Genomic DNA, 18,632 nt, shown 5'->3' on the forward strand with positions numbered 1-18,632 from the left:
CTGAGCTATCGTTCGTATTGAACAGTATCAAGATAGTCATTACCTTCGGGATAACACTTATATGTTGCCACATATTTTTAATGTTACCAAGAAAGACTCTCCTGATTATTATATGGCTTGGTAAGGCTACAAGCTATCTTAGGCCCTATCAACCTCCTACAGAAAGACAAGCAGAACCCAAGTATTATAAGTGGCAGTACGGTAGCAGTACGGACTTACATTGAAGAAGCCTTGAACTCAGTATGGTAGGATTAGGAATAAGCTACGCTCAGAACCGAAAGTTAGCTTGTTTTTGTTGTTTATATGGCTGACTTGGGAGTAGATAAAATAGGATCCAGGATGTTTTGTCCTGGATCTGCAGTAGATATGGAGTCATCGAATCCTTAAGTTAAGCAACTTTTTCTGTTTTATAAAGGATGGCTGAACCATCAATAATGCTGGCCGAATCGGCAACAAAACGGTCGATATGTGGCTGGGCGTTGTGCAGGTCTAATCCTTCCTGACTTTCCCAGATCTCATGAAATATAAAAAGGTTTTTGTTTTCCTGATCCTGATGAAGGTCGTATTGAATGCAAGCATTTTCTTTTCTTGATTCAGTAAGTAATTCTAATAATAAGCCCTTCATAGCTGCTTCATTTCCTTCGGTACTTTTTATAATCGCAGTTAAATTAATATTCATCTCTTTCTGTTCTTTTTAATAGAACAAAAGTAATCAGCTTTCTGATATTATGAAAATAACACAAATCATAATGAACTATCATAATTATGAGGATTTGATTCCTTATTCCAAAAGATTAGTTTCATTAATTTAAGGATTTCGTTATAATGTTCAGCGATTTTGGCAAAGCAAAGATATTTAAACTAAATCTGAGTAGGTTTAGTTAACCGGCTCTTCTGTAGGTAGCTGAGCGGGAGAAATTTTCACACACATGAAATTATTTTTTTCTATTCTCTTCTTTTTATTTGCTACAATTGGCCTTTCTGCACAAGTAAAGCCCACAGGGATCAATTGGCCAGTCTTTATGAAACGGCAAACTTTAAACTGGGACAGCATTGGCAATAGCTATTATAGCGGAATTCTTTTGGGAAATGGTCTACTGGGTACAAATATTTATAAGGAAGATGAGCGAACGATCCGGTTTGATATCGGCCGGACAGATGTTACTGATCAGCGGGAACACGAAGGGACCGGGCTTTCAGAACCTCTCATTTCCAGACCACGATTACCAATAGGTCGGATGACCATCAAAACGGTCGGAAAAATTACCGGTGCCAACATGAGTCTGGATATTTACAACGCAATTGCTGAAGGCACAATTTTTACCACTAAGGGAAGCCTGAAATTTAGTTCATTTGTACCTGCCAATACCAATGTGATCTACATTTCCGCGAAAGGAACAGCATCAGAAAAAGATATTGATTGGCAGTTTATTGCGGAAAAAAGTAAAAGTCCGCGGATGAACCAGAAGAATGCTGGAAATCCTGCAGTGTATCCAGAAAACCCAGAGTATCAACTTTCAAAAAATGGTGTGTTTGAAGTTTGTCAGCAGCTTTTACTCAATGGGAGGGGAGGATATGCTACAGTTTGGACAGAGAAGAAAACTGCAAATGAAAGTAAAATGCTGATTTCGGTAGGCTATGATGCCAACGGGAAATTCGATGAGGTTAAAGAAGCCATACAAACGATTCAGCGCTTTGCAAAAGTAAAATACCCGGTGGCTTTTGCCGCACACCAGAAATGGTGGCACCAGTTTTACCAGCAGAGTTTTATTTCTATTCCTGATCAACGGATGGAGAGCTTTTATTGGATTCAACTCTATAAACTGGCTGCTGCGACGAGGGAAAATCTTCCGATGATGGACCTGATGGGACCTTGGTTTAATAGTAAAACCCCATGGCCAGGGATTTGGTGGAACCTCAACACCCAGCTCAGTTATTCCCCAATCTTTACAGCCAACCATCTGGAACTTGGAAAATCTTTGTTCAATACGCTCAACCGGAATCTTCAAAATTTGATCAATAATGTGCCCGAAGCATGGCGGAAGGATGCTGCAGCAATTGGCAGGATCTCTGGTTACGATTTAGTGGCGCCACTTGAATCAGGAAATCAAGCAAATGGACAGTTTGAATTGGGAAATTTAACCTGGACTATGTTCTACTATTATCAATACTATGCCTATTCCAAAGATCATAAAGAATTAAAGCAACACATTTACCCTCTATTGAAAAGATCAGTGAATCATCTTTTGTATCATTTGAAAAAGGATGAGCAGGGCATACTGCATTTACCTTCCTCTTTTTCCCCAGAGTACAAATATGCAGAAGATGCCAATTATGCATTGTCTAGTCTGCGTTGGGGACTGGAGACTTTAGTCAATTTGAATAAAAAAGAAGGAATTCAAGATGCTGATCTTGAAAAATGGGAAGGCGTATTAGAAAACCTGGTGCCTTATCCAGTAAATGAAACCGGATTTATGATAGGTAAGGAGGTAAGTTTAACAAGTTCTCATCGTCATTATTCTCATTTGATGATGATCTATCCTTATCATTTGATTACACCTTTAAATGCAGCAAATAAAGCCTTGATCGAACAATCATTAAATCATTGGCTTTCATTGAAGGGCGCTCTGCAAGGCTATACTTTCACAGGTGCTGCCTCTATCAATGCCATGATGGGTAAGGGCGATCAGGCTTACGAATTGCTCAATCAGCTTTTTGACCAATACATTCAGCCAAATACTTTGTATCAGGAATCCGGGCCCGTAATTGAAACCCCACTATCTGCGGCAACTTCTATTCAGGAATTACTCATTCAGAGCTGGGGAAATAAAATCAGGATATTTCCTGCAATCCCTGAAACATGGCGCGATGTTTCATTTGATCAGCTTCGAACTGAAGGAGGTTTTCTGGTTTCAGCTAGTAGGGCAAAGGGAGAGACGCAATTCATCAAGGTATATAGTAGTAAAGGTGATACCTGCCGATTACAAACTGACCTCAAAGTAAGCCTTGTCAGATCTGATAGAAGAAAAAATTTAGCTTTTTCTGTTTTCCAAAATGAAGGAAAAATGAACATTAGCTTTTCTACCTTACCCGGAGAAACAATTTTTCTTTCTGACGGCTATGAGGAGCATAAATTTAAAGCAGTTCCCGTAGTTTCAACCATTAGAAAAAACTGGAGCTGGGGATTAAAAAAGAAATTTTAATTTTTGTGTTAAAAATTAGGTACGGATTACAGCTTTTCTATTTCTTCAATTGGTAACCCTGTTGTTTTTGAGATGATCTCAATAGAAATCTTTTCCTGCATTAATTTTTGGGCGATAATGATGCTCTTTTTTATTTCTCCTTCCATTTTTGCATAAGCAATTGTCCCTACATAATCATTATAGGATAACCAATCCGCGTCATATCTCTTACGCTCCTCTGTGGTCAGTTTATTGAGTTCTGCCAGTTTTAAAAATTTAAAGAAAACTCCCTCCTGGAGGCTCTTGGGTACTTGAGCGGCCATTGTTTAGCAGGAACTGTCATACATCAAGGTTCTAGTCTAACTTCTATATTTAGAATCAATTAGGCCACTTAAAGTGTAATTATTTTAATATTAATTAATTATGAATGGCTTTATCTGCTTTTTTTATTTGTTTTTATAGTTGTTGTTAACCATAGGATTGTATCTTTAGCCAGGATTGTATTAAATTAGATAATTGAAAATCTGTACCCTTGAGGGGCGTGATTTTACAAAACCTTATGCTGTAAACTGTAATTAAGGGTTTTGTCAGCGTAGGATATCCAAAGTGATTTGTATTTAAAGGAAGAGCTATAAGTGATTTTGATTTTCAGTACCCAATAAAGTAAAATGGATAGGAAGAAAAAGAAACAGGCTGCGGGTAAAACAGCTGCAAATGTGGAGCAGCAGCGTAAGGCTTTGAAGGAGCGTTTTTTTTATCGTACCCGGGAAATCATTATCAAGATCGGTGGCGAAGCATTTTTGAAAAGGTTTCCACCTATTTTTTTGGAAAAAATTTATGAGCATCGTTACCCGGTATTAAAAGCCAAAGCAGCGCCTGATACAGATATTGATAAGAGTAGGATTGTACAGTTTAATAAATTGTTGTTGCAGTTTATGGAAGGTGCTGAAATTACACTGCCTAATGGGAATAAGATGCCCCTGAGTTGGTACCTCTCCGAAGGAATGACTTTGAGGGATTGCCTAGCGGAGTTGGAAACAAATGGTGATCCTGGCTTGGAAGAAATTAAACGTAACTTTTCTTTTTCTTTCCATGATGGTCCCTTTCATCATGAACTGCAAGAGTCGCTTATTGATTTAGTAACTGAGATCAGCACATTTCTGAGTGATTACAATGACCGTATTTATAGGGCTGATCTTTCGTTTACTCCTTACTTTGCGCAATACAACCCGGAAAATAACATCATCATTCACACTTTTAAACCAAAGAAAGAAAAGATAGATACGCAGAAAGGTCCGCGTACTGCTATTCGTCTGGGTTGGCTTTCTTCAGAATTTAAATGGGAGTATTTTAATGTTAAGCCCTCGTTGCTTGGCTTTAAGACTACTGGTCTTGATGTTCCATTAGAAGTATACATCAGTATGCATACTTTGGAGCGCTTGCAGGAAAGAATCAATATTACTCCTGGAATTATGCATCAGATATTGCTGCTTACCTTCTTAGAACCACAGATCGCTCACCGTTGGAATGAAGATGAAAGTCATGTTGATTTCTTGGTCTCAGGTCATAAAGCTGGATATCTTGTCGTAAAATTGGATGGCAGTAAACTGGTTATCCGTACATTCTTATTTCTAACCAATAATGATACTTTCGAAGGTGAAAAATTGGGGCGCCTGTTGAGCGTGGTGAAGGAAGATAAGAAGTATCTGGAAATTGATACACTTCCGGCTTTCAATTCCTATCATATTGACAAAAATGAAGAACTCAGCAAGTTATTTAAGGATGCAGGTTGTGGTTCTCTGTTGAAATTGGGGCATATCCAGGAATTCACCATCAATCAGATTGCAGACAAGGACCCAGAATCCATTCTACATTATTTGGCCGATGCACCATATTTTATGAAAAAAAATGATCAACCCGATTAGATTGTTGTAAGTATTAAATTGATTAAGCTGGATAGGTGTTGAAAGGCCAAAATTCCTTAATCATTTGACAGAAAAATTCAGTTTATTTTCAGTAAATCTGACGTTCTTTGGGTAAACACACCTGAAACCCTTAAAAAAATGAAGCTTTACCGGAATATCGTCCAGGTTGCCCTCAGCAACTCCTTTCTCCTTGCGCTCAGCACGGGGGCTTTCGCTCAGTCTTCTGATGTCAGCATTTACTTTAAAAAACCGGCAGTTACTTTCCAGGAGGCACTGCCTTTAGGAAATGGTCGCATTGGTGCATTGATTGGCGGAAACCCGAACAAAGACAAAATTACCCTGAATGAGATCACTTTATGGTCGGGTGGAGTACAGGATGCCGATAGAGAAAATGCACATCAATATTTGAAACCTATTCAGGACTACCTGTTGAAAGGTCAGAATAAAGAAGCGCAGGAGCTGTTGCAAAAACAGTTTGTGGCCAAAGGAGCAGGTTCCGGAGGTGGGAATGGGAAAAATGACCCTTATGGTGCCTATCAGACCATGGGAAACCTGTTGATCAATTGGAAAGACACTACGGCTGCTTATACCGATTATAGTCGGGTGTTGAATTTAGAAAAGGCCATTGCCACTACAAAATGGAAACGCAATGGCGTAACTTATAGTCAGGAAGCCCTGGTCAGTATCCCGGGGAATGTGATGATGATGAAAATCAGCGCATCGGAAAAGGGAAAGATCAGCTTCAGTACCAGTATCAATAGAAAAGAAAATGCCACTGTGAAAGCGGAAGGGCAGATGTTGATGATGAATGGGCAATTGCCAAATGGAAAAGCAGCCGGACTTCGCTTCGCTGCGGGCTTGACGGTAGAAACTAAAGGCGGACAAAAGATTGTCAAAGGAAATGAAATAGAGGTGATTAATGCAGATGAGGTTATTTTACGCTGGACTGCCGCCACAAATTATAACGTAGCTGATTACAATAAGCCTGGAGCAGATCCCGTAGCTACGGTAAAAAATAACCTGATGAAATCCGGGAATTTAAGTCCGCAGCAAATTGAAAAGGCACACCTAAATGCTTTCGGTAGCTTTTTCAATAGAAACAGGTTTTTACTAAAAGGAGCACCTTCGGAAGTTGCAGCACTAAGCACTCCGGAACGTATGGAGCGTTATGCTAAACAATTGCCTGATCCTCAGTTTCCTGTTTTGTATTATAATTTCGGTCGTTACCTATTGATTTCTTCTTCTCAGCAAGGCAGTTTACCTGCAAATTTACAAGGACTTTGGGCGGAAGAATACCAAACACCATGGAACGGAGATTATCATATGAATATTAACATTCAAATGAACTACTGGTTAGCAGAACCGACTGGTTTAGGTGATCTTGCCGATCCTTTACATCAATTTATTGCAGGTCTGGTGAAACCAGGATCGAAAACTGCAAAAGCATATTACAATGCACCAGGTTGGGTAGCACACGTAATCGCGAACCCATGGGGATATACTTCTCCAGGAGAGGGTGCAGAATGGGGCTCTACTTTAACTGGTGGCGCCTGGTTATGCGAACACCTTTGGGAGCATTATAAATTCACTAACGATAAAGAATTCTTAGCAAAATATTACCCTGTATTTAAAGAAGCAGCAACTTTCCTTTCGGCAATCCTGATTGAAGAACCGAAACATAAATGGTTGGTTACAGCACCTTCAAATTCGCCGGAAAACACTTATATCATGCCAGATGGCTTTAAAGGGCAATCGGCAATGGGACCAACAATGGACATGCAAATTTGCAGGGAAATTTTTGGTTATAGCATTGAAGCAGCAATAATTTTGGGAAAAGACCAGGAATGGGCTAAGGAGTTGTCAGCGATCAGGAATCGCCTTGCACCCAATCAAATTGGGGCTGCAGGTGACATCAATGAATGGTTAGAGGACTGGAAAGATGCAGAACCAACACACCGCCATGTATCTCAACTCTATGGTTTACATCCGTATGAAGAAATTACTCCATGGGACAGTCCGGAATTGGCTAAGGCTGCTCGTGAAAGTTTGATTCAACGTGGTGATGGTGGTACTGGCTGGTCAAAAGCCTGGAAAATCAACCATTGGGCGAGATTAGGAGATGGAGACCATGCGCTAAAATTATTCAAGCAACTGGTTACTTTGGTAGATCCTTCCAGAAAACTAAATATGCATTCAGGTGGAACTTATCCGAATCTGTTTTGCGCACATCCTCCTTTTCAGATTGATGGAAACTTCGGTGGGACTTCAGGAATTGCCGAAATGTTAATGCAGAGTCATGGTAAGGACAATGTGATCCGATTGCTGCCTGCATTGCCATCCGATAAAGACTGGAAAGATGGCTCGATAAAAGGAATGCGTGCAAGAAACGCTTTTGTAGTTGATTTCGACTGGGAAAATGGAGCATTGAAACAAGGAAATGTACTCGCGTTAAACGCTGGGATTTGTAATATTAATTTGCCGGCAAATATGTTAGTCAAAGATAAACAAGGTAAGGTGCTTGGCAGAACCAAAGATCAGCAGGGAGTCGTTAGTTTTAAAGCTTTAAAAGGCGCGAATTATCGCTTCGAAAAAGCATAAAAAAGAATAGAACCAGGTCTAATGTCATATTAAACTACCCTGGAGTGTATGCTTCCGGGTAGTTTTTATTTATAGCTCAATTTACGCAAGCGTTTGCGCGGAATTAGCAGGGGCAAACACGCAGTACAATCATTATATTCGTTTATAACCAAAACAAAGATAAATCAAGTCTAACCAACACAATCAACATCATAAAAAACCACAAATGAAACCTAATCGTAGAAAGTTTTTACAACAACTAGCTATTGGCTCCAGCGCGGTAGCGATGGGCTTACCAGCATTCTCAAAATCACCTACATCCAATGAAACATTATTAAACGAAACGCCTTCACTGTATCCAAATACCAGTGCAGCGAGATTTAATATGTCGGGTTATGCAGCACCAAAAATCGATAAAGTAAAAATCGGTTTTATCGGTCTGGGGATGCGTGGTCCGGGTGCAGTAAGTAGAATGACCTTTATTGAAGGAGTAGAGATTAAAGCACTTTGTGATAAGATCCCAGAGAGAGCTTCAGCAGCCCAAAAATATCTGGAAAAGAAAGGCTTGCCTAAGGCAAAGGAGTATTCTGGTGAAAATGGCTGGAAGGAAATGATCGAAAAGGAAGATCTTGACCTTGTTTACATTTGTACACCATGGCATTTACATACGCCAATGGCGGTTTTTGCAATGGAGCATGGTAAGCACGCAGCAACAGAAGTAGCTGCAGCACTTACTATTGATGAGTGCTGGCAATTGGTAGAAACATCAGAACGTACGCGTAAGCATTGTATGATGTTGGAGAACTGTTGCTATGATTTCTTCGAAATGTTAACCCTGAACATGGTGCGTCAAGGTATGTTTGGCGAATTGATCCATGCAGAAGGTGCTTATATCCACGACCTTTTAGACTTAAACTTCAGTAAGAACGGTTATGATGAGATGTGGAGACTAAAAGAAAACATTGATTATAATGGAAATGTTTACCCAACACATGGTTTAGGTCCGATTGCACAATGCATGAACATCAACAGGGGAGATAAAATGGACTATTTAGTGTCTATGTCTTCTAATGATTTTATGATGGGAGCAGAGGCGAAGAAAAGAGCGGAGAAAGATGCTTTCTACAATCAGTTTGTAGGAAAGAACTTTAGAGGTAACATGAACACTACTACCATCAGAACCAATAAAGGGAAGACGATGATGTTGCAACATGATGTGACTTCTCCTCGTCCATATTCAAGAATTCACGTGTTGAGTGGTACAAAAGCTTTTGCTAGTAAATATCCTGAGCCAGAACGCATTGCTTTTGGACATGAATTTGTAAAAGATGCAGAACTGAAAAAATTATATGATACTTATACTCCTCCATTGATCAAACATGTAGGTGAAATCGCTAAGAAAGTAGGCGGACATGGTGGTATGGACTTCATGATGGACTGGAGATTAATCGATTGCTTACGCAACGGTTTACCTTTAGATCAGGATGTTTATGATGCTGCGGCATGGAGCTGTATTGTTCCTTTGAGTAAGAAATCGGTATCGAAAAGATCAACAAGTATTGATATTCCTGATTTCACCAGAGGAAACTGGACAAGCAACAAACCGGTAAACCTTACCTTGGATGGTGGAGGTACTACCAAATTTAGATAAACGCTTAAAACGATCTCTTAATCGTCATTAAGATATCATAATGAATAGGCTGGGTTAGCGCAAACGTTTGTGTTAACCCAGTTTCATTTCTCTTTTCCTATCTTTGCAGCAATGAAGCTTGTGTTGCAAACCCCAAAATATCTGATAGTTATCGGTCTGGCAGTCTTTCTGTGTATCGCTGGCGTTACCTTTTTTACTGGCCGTTTTCTGGAGAAACGGATCAATACTATCGCTGATTTTGCAGGCACAAATGTGTACCGCCAGAAAGTACTGGTTTATCAGTATGAGTTCGGTAACATTCTAAAAGGCACGCAAGTGGCCGCCACACTTTTTCCTGAATTAAGAAAAGACATCACCGAGGAGAGCTTAATGCAAACTCTGGGAACGGTATTAATGTCGGATGAAAAGGTGAAAAAAGCATGGTACGCCATCATTAAAGGAAAAGATACTTCTTTTGTATACCTGATTCGCAATTCTGCTTCTTTCCAGAAAGTACCGATGCCCAATTATGTAAAGAATTGGGCAAAACAGCAGTTTTTAGCAAATGATACTAGTAATGTGATAGGATCACAAACTCAGGTTTCTCCAGCTTTACATTTGCTAACTGCTAGCAATACCGTAGAATCGGAAAGAGGTCGCCTGTTAACCGGTGTGGATGTTGACCTGCTGGAATTGCAACGTGCTTTTTCTTTTGTTGATGTGAAAGGTCAATCCTATGCTTTAATTGTTGATGAAAATGGGATTTGTATCACCAGTCCTAATGAAAAACAAATCGGCCAGCAATTGTTCCATCCTAAGCAGGATACGCTTTTTAATCAGATCCATCCTTATGGAAAGACAAAGCATGAATTGGTGGAATCCGATTATTTGGGTATGCCTGTGACCAGATATTATATTCCCAATGTGATCAATGGCTTGAACTGGACCATTATCGTCGACGTTCCGGTTATTGTATTAGAGGAAGATTTCGAGGACATCAGAACCTATTCTATTTATATGGGACTGATCTCTGTTACTATTATTTTAGGGTTAATCTGGATTTACCAGCGAAAATGGCAAAAAGAGTTTTTGATGCGTAGAGAAGTAGAAATCAACCGTCAGGAATTGTCTATGGAAAAACAGGAATTAAAGCTTCTTGCGGAAACCCATGAGAAAGACAATGCCATGTTGCAGCTTAGTAAATTAAAAGAAAAGGTGAACCCTCATTTTCTTTTCAATTCCCTAAGCTCTTTAAATGCACTGATTGCAGAAGATACAGAGCTTGCTAAGGCATTTGTAGTGAAGCTTTCGAGAGTATACCGCTACGTGTTGGAGTCTTACCCTAGTGGCCTTGCTCCGGTAGCCGAGGAACTGCGCTTTATGAAGGAGTATTTCTTCTTGTTGAAGATCCGTTTTGGTGATGCCCTGGAGCCATTGGATATCCATATTGAGGAAAACTTGCTAATGGGCGAAATTCCTTTCATGAGCTTACAAACTTTGATTGAAAATGCGGTTAAGCATAACATACTTTCTAAAGAAAAACCACTGAAAATTATCATTCGAAATCAGGGAAACAGGATTGTTGTGAGCAATAACCTCCAATTGCGCACAGATGTCAAAGATTCCGGAAAACAGGGTCTGAACTATCTGAAAAGCACTTATTCCTATTTTGGAAATCAAGGCTTTACCTATGAAAGTGATCAGGAACACTTCAGGTGTTATTTACCTGTTTTAAATTTAACTGAATAGTAATCAGGACAGAATATTAAGTTAACAATAAAAATTTCACTCCTTAAAACCGCGCTTTCACTAAGTATATTGTACGAGTTCACTCCCGAAAATTTCATAATCTGCCAATTATCCCCCACTTTGGAACATGATTTTGAATAAGACTTCATTTTTTTTGGCTGTTTTAGCAGGCTTGTTTACTACACAGGTAAACGCACAAACTCCTAAAAAATTTCCAACTAAAACCACTAAGAAAGTATTAGCGGATTCGCTAAAGAAGAAAAATGCTGCTGACACTACTAAAGGTAAGGAGCTGAAAAGTTATGCCGATTTGCTAAAGAAAGCGAAAACGGTAAATGGACTTTTTAAAGTCCACCAGGTAGAAACTGATTACTACTTTGAGATCCCACTTAAATTAATGGGTAAGGATTTTCTAGTAGTCAACAAAATATCATCCGTACCATTAGCACTTAATGAATCCGGATTAAACAAAGGGATGAACTTTGAAAACAAAGTGATTCGCTTTTCTCAAAATAAACTGGCGAAAACCATCTGGGTAAAAACAATCGTTCCTCAGGTAGAATCACCAGCAACAGATGCGATCACACGCTCTGTAAATGACAACTTCATCGGTTCTGTAATTGAATCTTTCAAAATTGAAGCCTATAGCCCGGATTCATCCGCAATAGTGATCAAAATGAACAGGGTTTTTGACGGTACTGATAAAAGCTTTAATGATGTTTTTACCGATATTGGTTTAGGTACAACTCCTAAAAGTGCATTATCGGCGATAGAGCAGATTAAAAGTTTTCCTCAAAACGTAGTGGTACGTGCTTTATTGAGTACGAGAGTAACGGAAGGTCAAAACAGTATTCCAATCAGTATGGCGGTAACTACTAACATACTTTTATTACCGGAAACTCCAATGAAAGCTCGTTATGCTGATGATAGAGTAGGATTCTTTACCACACCAAGATGGTATTTCTCCGATACGCAGCATAAAATGGAAAAAAGGGAACTGTTAACCAGATGGAGAATGGAACCTAAAGCGGAAGACCGTGCCCGTTACCTTGCTGGAGAACTGGTAGAACCAGAAAAACCAATCATATTTTATATTGATCCATCAACGCCTCCACAATGGAGACAGCAAATCATTGCTGGTGTGGTAGACTGGCAAAAAGCTTTTGAAGCTGCAGGTTTCAAAAATGCAATTCAGGCATTGGAAGTAAAAGACATCGCTGACTATGATGGTGATGACATCCGTTATTCGGAAATCACTTATGCAGCTTCGCCAAAATCTAATGCAATGGGCCCAGCGGTAATCGATCCGCGTTCTGGAGAAATCCTGGAATCAGATGTGATCTGGTGGCACAATGTAATGACCTCTTTGCAAAGCTGGATGAGAGTTCAGACTGGCGTTATTGACGCAGGTGCAAGAGCTAATAAATTTACTGATGCACGTATGGCACACGCCATTCGCTTTGTATCTTCTCATGAAGTGGGTCATACTTTAGGTTTGAAACACAACATGGGTTCTTCTTTTGCTTTCCCTGTAGATTCTCTGCGTTCGGCTTCATTTACTGATCGCATGGGTGGAACAGCTTCCTCCATCATGGATTACGCACGTTTCAATTACGTAGCGCAACCGGAAGACAATGTAACTAGCATTACGCCTAAAATTGGTCAATATGATAAATATGCAATTGCATGGGGATACCGTTGGTTGGATACGAAAGATCCACATGAGGAGATTCCAGTATTGGCTAAATGGATCAAAGACCATGAAAATGATCCCTTGTATTTCTATGGGGAGCAACAAAGTTCTAATGTAATCGATCCAAGATCTCAATCTGAAGATTTAGGTGATGACGCGGTTAAAGCAAGTCGCTATGGTTTGTTGAACTTAAAACGTCTGATTCCTCAGATTTCTACATGGGCAGCTAATCCTGGTGAAGATTATTATCAGGCAGGAAAGCTGTATATGGCGGCTATTTTCCAATGGTTGACTTACGCAGAACACGTAACCGCAAATATTGGTGGTTACTATCTGGAGAAACCAGTAGCTGGCGATAAAAAGAATGCTTATACACCGGTTCCAAAAGCAATGCAAATCAAAGCCCTTGAGTATTTAAAACAAGAGGTAATGGAAGTTCCGGATTGGTTGTTCAACAAAGATTTATTATTGAAAACATTCCCAATCAAGGATTCTCCGGCAGGACCATACGAATATGCTCCATATAATGTAAGACGCGAATTCCAATACGGTGTATTGTATAGCTTGGTAAGCCAGGAGCGCTTGTTGAGAATGATGGAGATGGAAGTGTTACTAGGTAAAGACAGCGTGTATACTGCTAATGAATTGCTAAAAGAAGTAAGAGAAACAGTCTTCGCGAAAACTCAACGTGGTAAAACACTTTCGATTACCGACCGCATGTTACAACAAAACTACGTAGATGTATTATTGGTTAGCACCGACAAAATGTTGGAGAAGATCACTAAAACATCACTACAAGACAATAAACTAAAAATGCAAAATCAATTGCAAGTGTGTGATTTCAGTAATGATGGTAAATCAGTTGTAGGGGCTGAGGAAACTTCATTAAGAAATATTCAGGTGAGTTCTATGAGCAGAACCTCTGATGTAGCAGCTGCGAAACGCAGTGAGTTACTTCAGATTCTTACGATCCTGGAAAAAAACAAAGGCAGAGGCGATGATGCAACAAAAGGTCATTACTTAGACTTGATCCTTAGGATCCGTCAGAGTTTAAGAATGAACTAAGACAACCAAACAACTATATAATATTTTAAAAAGGGGACATGAATAAACAATTAATGCTAATTTTAATCCTGCTAGGTTTCGGCTTTGCGGGTTTTAGCCAGACCACCACGACCATCACTGGTCAGGTGCTGGACGAAAAAGATGGTTTGCCAATACCTGGCGCTTCGGTATTTGTAGACAAAGCCATGATTGGCGAGCAAAGTGGTGTTCCTGGAGTGATTCAGAACACAGTTGTAGGGACTGTAACTGATGGAGATGGTAAATTCTCTTTGAAAGTACCTGAAGGAACCACTGCATTGAGAGTAACCTATTTGGGTTATGAATCAGCTCAAATCAATATCATTAATAAATCTCACATCACAGTTTCTTTAAAGAATGCTGACAATACCTTGGGGGAGGTAGTAGTGAATGGTTATACTGATATTGCAAAGCGTAAAAATACGACAGCAACTGTAAAACTGGATTACGAAAAAGTACGTCAGACCGGTGTATCTGGGATCGACCAGATGTTACAAGGACAAGTAGCTGGTGTTTCCGTAGGAAATGTTACAGGCGGTCCTGGTGCTGCTCCGCAGATTAGAATCCGTGGTACATCTTCATTGAATGGTACTCAAGATCCTTTATGGGTTTTAGACGGGCTTCCTTTGGATGGTACTGATTTGCCAAATACGATTAAAAAGGACGAAATTGATGCCTTACGTAACTTGCCGATCGCAGGGTTAAACCCTGACGATATCGCTGATATTACTATTCTTAAAGATGCTGCAGCTACCGCTATTTACGGTGCAAGAGCTGCAAACGGAGTAATTGTGATCACGACCAAAAAAGGTAAAAAAGGTCCAATGGCGATTAATTTCTCTGCAAACTCTTTCGTTGCACAACGTCCGGATTTAGGCAAACTGAACCTGATGAATTCAACTGAAAAAGTTGATTTTGAATTGGGATTGGCTTCTAGATCTGATCTTACTTATAGGGATAATCAGGGTGCTATTGCCAGGATTTTAAATAAAAGTGGTGAACTAAGTCAGTTCAGAACTGGTGGTTTTTCAGCATTGAGTCCAGCTACTCAGGAATCAATTAACGGCTTAAGGGAGCAGGGGACTGATTGGGGTAAAGAATTATATCAGAACGCCATCAATCAACAATATACTTTGGGTTTATCAGGCGGATCAGATCAGGCTTCTTATTATTTCTCTGGTGGTTATTATAATGAAAAAGGTACGACTAAGCAGACTGGCCTGGAACGTTACAATATTACGTTGAAAACAGATTACAACCTGACTCAAAAGTTGAAAGCAGGGGTAGCCCTTTTTGGTTCTAAAACCAGACGTGATAACTACCTAACTGATGCAGATGCAATTACCAATATCAGCAGCTATACCAGAAATGTAAACCCTTACTTAACTGTGAGAAATGCTGATGGTGGTTTTAGTTATGATCCGGATATTTTCGGAAACGTGAATGGTGATGTTTATCTTCCTTTTAATATGTTGGAAGAGCGTCAAAATACCCGTTATACTTTGGGAAATAAAAGTTTGAAAGCGATCATGGATTTGAGTTACCAGATCAATAAAGACTTGAATATTCGTACTGAATTTGGTCTTCAATTTGAAGATACAGACGTAGAAAAATATGCTGGACAAGAATCATATTACAACCGTAAAATGAATCAGGCCAGTAGATATTATAATTCTACCAGCAAAGAATTTGAATACTTCATGCCAGTAGGTGGTGTGATTCAAAATCAAGGTGCTTCTGCTTTCCAATACAACTGGAAATCAATATTAGAATATAAGAAAGTTTTTGCTGAAAAGCATGAGATTGAAGCTTTGGCTGGTTCAGAAATCAGAAGAAATACAAATGAAACGATTGCTACGAAAGGATTTGGTTTCAACGAACGTACTTTGACGAACCAGAACATCATCTTTCCAAATGCAAATTTCGCTAAGGAATCAACTTGGCGTACATATCAGAAGCAAAGAACTGAGAATGCTTTTGCATCCTTCTATGGTACCTTATCCTATACGTATGATAGAAAATACACCTTATATGGAAGTATTCGTTATGATGGATCTGATCTGTTTGGGGTAGACCCTAAATACAGATACCTTCCAATCTATTCGGTATCTGGTGCATGGAATGCAAGTGAAGAAAAGTTTATTAAAGACATTAGCTGGATTTCAAGTTTACGTGTACGTTCGTCTTTTGGCTTACAGGGAAATATAGACAAAAACACTTCTCCTTTTGTGGTAGGTGATTACAGTAATTCTCCGATTCTCCCAGGTGGTAACCAACCAACCATTTCTGTAGGTAGTCCCCCAAACAATAAGTTGAGATGGGAAAAGACTTCTACCTTTAATGCTGGTGTAGATTTTGGTATCTTGAACAATGCTGTACAAGTTACTTTTGACTATTATAACCGTTTAAGTAAAGACCTGATTGGGATAGAGGAACTACAATTGGAAAATGGATTTAATTTCACCAATTCCAACTTTGCACAAATCAGAAACAAGGGTTTAGAATTAACTGTTTCCACAAGAAATATCAGCACAACTAATTTCCAATGGTGGACGGATTTCAATATTGCCCATAATAAAAGCAAGGTGTTGAAAGAAAAGGCACGACCAAATCAGTTTACTCCATCAAGAGAGGGATATCCTGTAAATGGAATCTGGGTAATCAAAACTGATGGTTTAGATAAAGACGGAATACCTCAGTTTAACAGAGATGGTAAAACAGTCTCACTGGAAGAGTTTTATAAGTTATATGATCCATACGCAGATTTCCTTCCAGGTGAATTGGTACAAAGTGAATTGGTTGGAAAAGATTTCCAGAGCTTGTATACCTATATGGGTAATGGTGATCCTCAGTTTACGGGTGGCTTAACCAACCGTTTCCGCTATTCAAACTTTGATTTGTCGATCTCAGCGATATTTAACATCAATCAATTGGTGAAAACTCAACCAGTTTACAATCCTTCTCAGGTAGACCGTGGTAGAAACTACTCAAGAGAGATTCTGAATGCATGGTCTCCATCAAATACTGGAAGTTATTTACCTGCGATCTATGGTAATGACAGTTATGATGGCGAAAGATGGATGGCTAATAAATGGCAGAATGGTAATGACCCTGCTAATACTTATAAGGATCTTGACATTTTTGTAAAGAAAATGAGCTATGTACGTATCAATAGCATGCGTTTAGGTTATACTATGCCATCGGCTATTGCTGGTAAGATTAAGGCCAATTCGTTGCGAATTAGTTTGGAAGCAAGAAATCCTTTTGTATTTGGTAGCAATTACAAAGGATACTTTGATCCGGAAACTTATGGTAATATTTATGCACAACCAATCACTAGAAGTATTTCTATTGGTTTAAATGCCACTTTTTAATTAATAATCTGATGAATAAGATCATAAAATTAACAGCATTGTGTCTCCTGATGATCTCAGCGAGCAGCTGTAAGAAATTTCTAGATATAGAACCGGTAGGAAGAGTAATTCCTACCACTGCCGAGGATTTTAGAGCATTGTTAAATTCAGGATATGCAGGATTTGCAGAGCATAAAGCTTATTTAGCCTTGCGTACTGATGAATTGGTATTGAATGAATATGCACAGGATGCACCTGCATTTCGCGATATGTATAAGTGGAATGATGCCGCTCCGGATGCCGCTTCTTTTCAATATCCTTATATTGACTTTTACAAGTCGATTTTCTATACAAATTCAGTGATTGCAGATATAGAAACACGTGCTGGTAAAACAGCAGAAACTGCGCAAATTAAGGGTGAATCCTATTTACTACGTGCATATAATCATTTTGAATTGTTGAATGTATATGCAAAACCATTTAATCTAAATACAGCAGCAACTGATCGTGGTGTTGCCATTGCTTTAGGAATTGATCTGGAGGCTAATTATAAACCAGCTACGATTGCCGCAGTTTACGCGCAGATCTTTTCAGATATTGCTGCAGGACAAGCATTATTGAATGTAGAGAATTATCCTTCAGGTACGAATTACCGATTTACTAAACGTGCGGCTTTTGCTTTTCTAGCCAGAGTACATGAATTTAGAGGCGAATGGGCTGAAGCTTTAAAAGCAAGTCAGGATGCTCTCGCTTTAGGGGATCAACTGGAAGACTTAAATGCTGTCACCGGTGTGGTATTGCCAAACCATTATCAATCGAAGGAAAGTATAATGGCAATGGAAGAAACAATCAATAGTAGCGTAAACGGAGTTGCTTATGTATCTCCTCATTTGATCAGCACTTATGATCAATTGAATGATAAAAGATTTGCTCTTTATTTCAGCAAATCCGGAAGCCGTTATGTAGGTAAAAAGGGAGCTAGTGATGCGCTTAAAGTGTCTTTCCGTAATGGAGAGTTATACCTGATCCAGGCAGAAGCTGCTTTACAATCTGATAACCTGAATCTTGCTTTATCAAGTCTGATGGCATTAAAAGCTAAGCGTTTGACACCTGCGTATTATGCAACGGAACAAACCAGAATTTCAGCATTGAATAAGGCTGATTTGTTAAAGGAAATCTTAAATGAAAGAGAACGAGAATTGGCATTGGAAGGTCACCGTTGGTATGATTTAAGACGCTATGGACAACCTACTTTGACTCACGAAACCGATGGTCAAGTATATACTCTGGAGCATAATGATCCAAGATATACTGTGCGTTTCCCTAAAGATGCGATTCAGAACAATCCGAACCTTCAATAGCATTAATAATATAAAGAACGATATTGTGGTTGATTAACTCCGGTCTGTTTTACAGACCGGAGTTTTTTTTTACTTTTGC

Annotated in this window: 10 protein-coding genes; 8 read left to right on the forward strand and 2 right to left on the reverse strand. The window is 39.3% G+C overall.

What is annotated here, in order from left to right; all coding sequences use genetic code 11:
- Positions 1–388: 388 nt before the first annotated feature.
- Positions 389–679, reverse strand: coding sequence for a putative quinol monooxygenase (locus R2S10_RS21385; RefSeq protein ID WP_316842455.1), 291 nt, complete (start codon positions 677–679; stop codon positions 389–391).
- Between the two features lie 250 nt (positions 680–929).
- Between R2S10_RS21385 and R2S10_RS21390 the strand changes: the two genes are divergently transcribed.
- Positions 930–3,203, forward strand: a complete 2,274-nt coding sequence (locus R2S10_RS21390) for a glycosyl hydrolase family 95 catalytic domain-containing protein (RefSeq protein WP_316842456.1) — start codon at positions 930–932, stop codon at positions 3,201–3,203.
- 26 nt (positions 3,204–3,229) lie between these two features.
- Here R2S10_RS21390 and R2S10_RS21395 read toward each other — a convergent pair whose 3' ends face one another.
- Positions 3,230–3,505: a hypothetical protein gene (locus R2S10_RS21395; RefSeq protein ID WP_316842457.1), complete on the reverse strand. Its 276-nt coding sequence runs from the start codon at positions 3,503–3,505 to the stop codon at positions 3,230–3,232.
- Between the two features lie 345 nt (positions 3,506–3,850).
- On the opposite strand from R2S10_RS21395, the gene R2S10_RS21400 reads away from it, so the two are divergent.
- The 7 genes from R2S10_RS21400 (at position 3,851) to R2S10_RS21430 (ending at position 18,553) form a co-directional block, all read left to right on the forward strand.
- Positions 3,851–5,107: a hypothetical protein gene (locus R2S10_RS21400; protein WP_316842458.1), complete on the forward strand. Its 1,257-nt coding sequence runs from the start codon at positions 3,851–3,853 to the stop codon at positions 5,105–5,107.
- Between the two features lie 138 nt (positions 5,108–5,245).
- The gene (locus R2S10_RS21405; RefSeq protein WP_316842459.1) at positions 5,246–7,705 is read left to right on the forward strand and encodes a glycosyl hydrolase family 95 catalytic domain-containing protein; all 2,460 of its coding nucleotides are present in this window, start codon (positions 5,246–5,248) and stop codon (positions 7,703–7,705) included.
- Between the two features lie 205 nt (positions 7,706–7,910).
- Positions 7,911–9,335 (forward strand): Gfo/Idh/MocA family protein, encoded by a 1,425-nt coding sequence (locus tag R2S10_RS21410; RefSeq protein WP_316842460.1) that lies wholly within the window; start codon positions 7,911–7,913, stop codon positions 9,333–9,335.
- Between the two features lie 111 nt (positions 9,336–9,446).
- Positions 9,447–11,063 (forward strand): histidine kinase, encoded by a 1,617-nt coding sequence (locus R2S10_RS21415; protein WP_316842461.1) that lies wholly within the window; start codon positions 9,447–9,449, stop codon positions 11,061–11,063.
- Between the two features lie 154 nt (positions 11,064–11,217).
- Complete coding sequence (locus R2S10_RS21420; RefSeq protein WP_316842462.1) at positions 11,218–13,821, forward strand: zinc-dependent metalloprotease; 2,604 nt, start codon at positions 11,218–11,220, stop codon at positions 13,819–13,821.
- A 38-nt stretch (positions 13,822–13,859) separates the two neighbouring features.
- On the forward strand, positions 13,860–17,213 hold the full coding sequence (locus tag R2S10_RS21425; protein ID WP_316842463.1) for a SusC/RagA family TonB-linked outer membrane protein: 3,354 nt from the start codon (positions 13,860–13,862) through the stop codon (positions 17,211–17,213).
- A gap of 11 nt (positions 17,214–17,224) precedes the next feature.
- On the forward strand, positions 17,225–18,553 hold the full coding sequence (locus tag R2S10_RS21430; RefSeq protein WP_316842464.1) for a RagB/SusD family nutrient uptake outer membrane protein: 1,329 nt from the start codon (positions 17,225–17,227) through the stop codon (positions 18,551–18,553).
- Positions 18,554–18,632 lie beyond the last annotated feature (79 nt).

Source organism: Pedobacter gandavensis (assembly GCF_032678745.1).
Lineage (GTDB): Bacteria > Bacteroidota > Bacteroidia > Sphingobacteriales > Sphingobacteriaceae > Pedobacter > Pedobacter gandavensis_C.

Bases quoted from the DNA above. Each gene is read 5' to 3' on its own strand.
- R2S10_RS21425 (WP_316842463.1), top strand. From the start codon at position 13,860: ATGAATAAACAATTAATGCTAATTTTAATCCTGCTAGGTTTCGGCTTT.
- R2S10_RS21395 (WP_316842457.1), bottom strand. From the start codon at position 3,505: ATGGCCGCTCAAGTACCCAAGAGCCTCCAGGAGGGAGTTTTCTTTAAA.
- R2S10_RS21390 (WP_316842456.1), top strand. From the start codon at position 930: ATGAAATTATTTTTTTCTATTCTCTTCTTTTTATTTGCTACAATTGGC.
- R2S10_RS21415 (WP_316842461.1), top strand. From the start codon at position 9,447: ATGAAGCTTGTGTTGCAAACCCCAAAATATCTGATAGTTATCGGTCTG.
- R2S10_RS21405 (WP_316842459.1), top strand. From the start codon at position 5,246: ATGAAGCTTTACCGGAATATCGTCCAGGTTGCCCTCAGCAACTCCTTT.
- R2S10_RS21410 (WP_316842460.1), top strand. From the start codon at position 7,911: ATGAAACCTAATCGTAGAAAGTTTTTACAACAACTAGCTATTGGCTCC.
- R2S10_RS21385 (WP_316842455.1), bottom strand. From the start codon at position 679: ATGAATATTAATTTAACTGCGATTATAAAAAGTACCGAAGGAAATGAA.
- R2S10_RS21430 (WP_316842464.1), top strand. From the start codon at position 17,225: ATGAATAAGATCATAAAATTAACAGCATTGTGTCTCCTGATGATCTCA.
- R2S10_RS21400 (WP_316842458.1), top strand. From the start codon at position 3,851: ATGGATAGGAAGAAAAAGAAACAGGCTGCGGGTAAAACAGCTGCAAAT.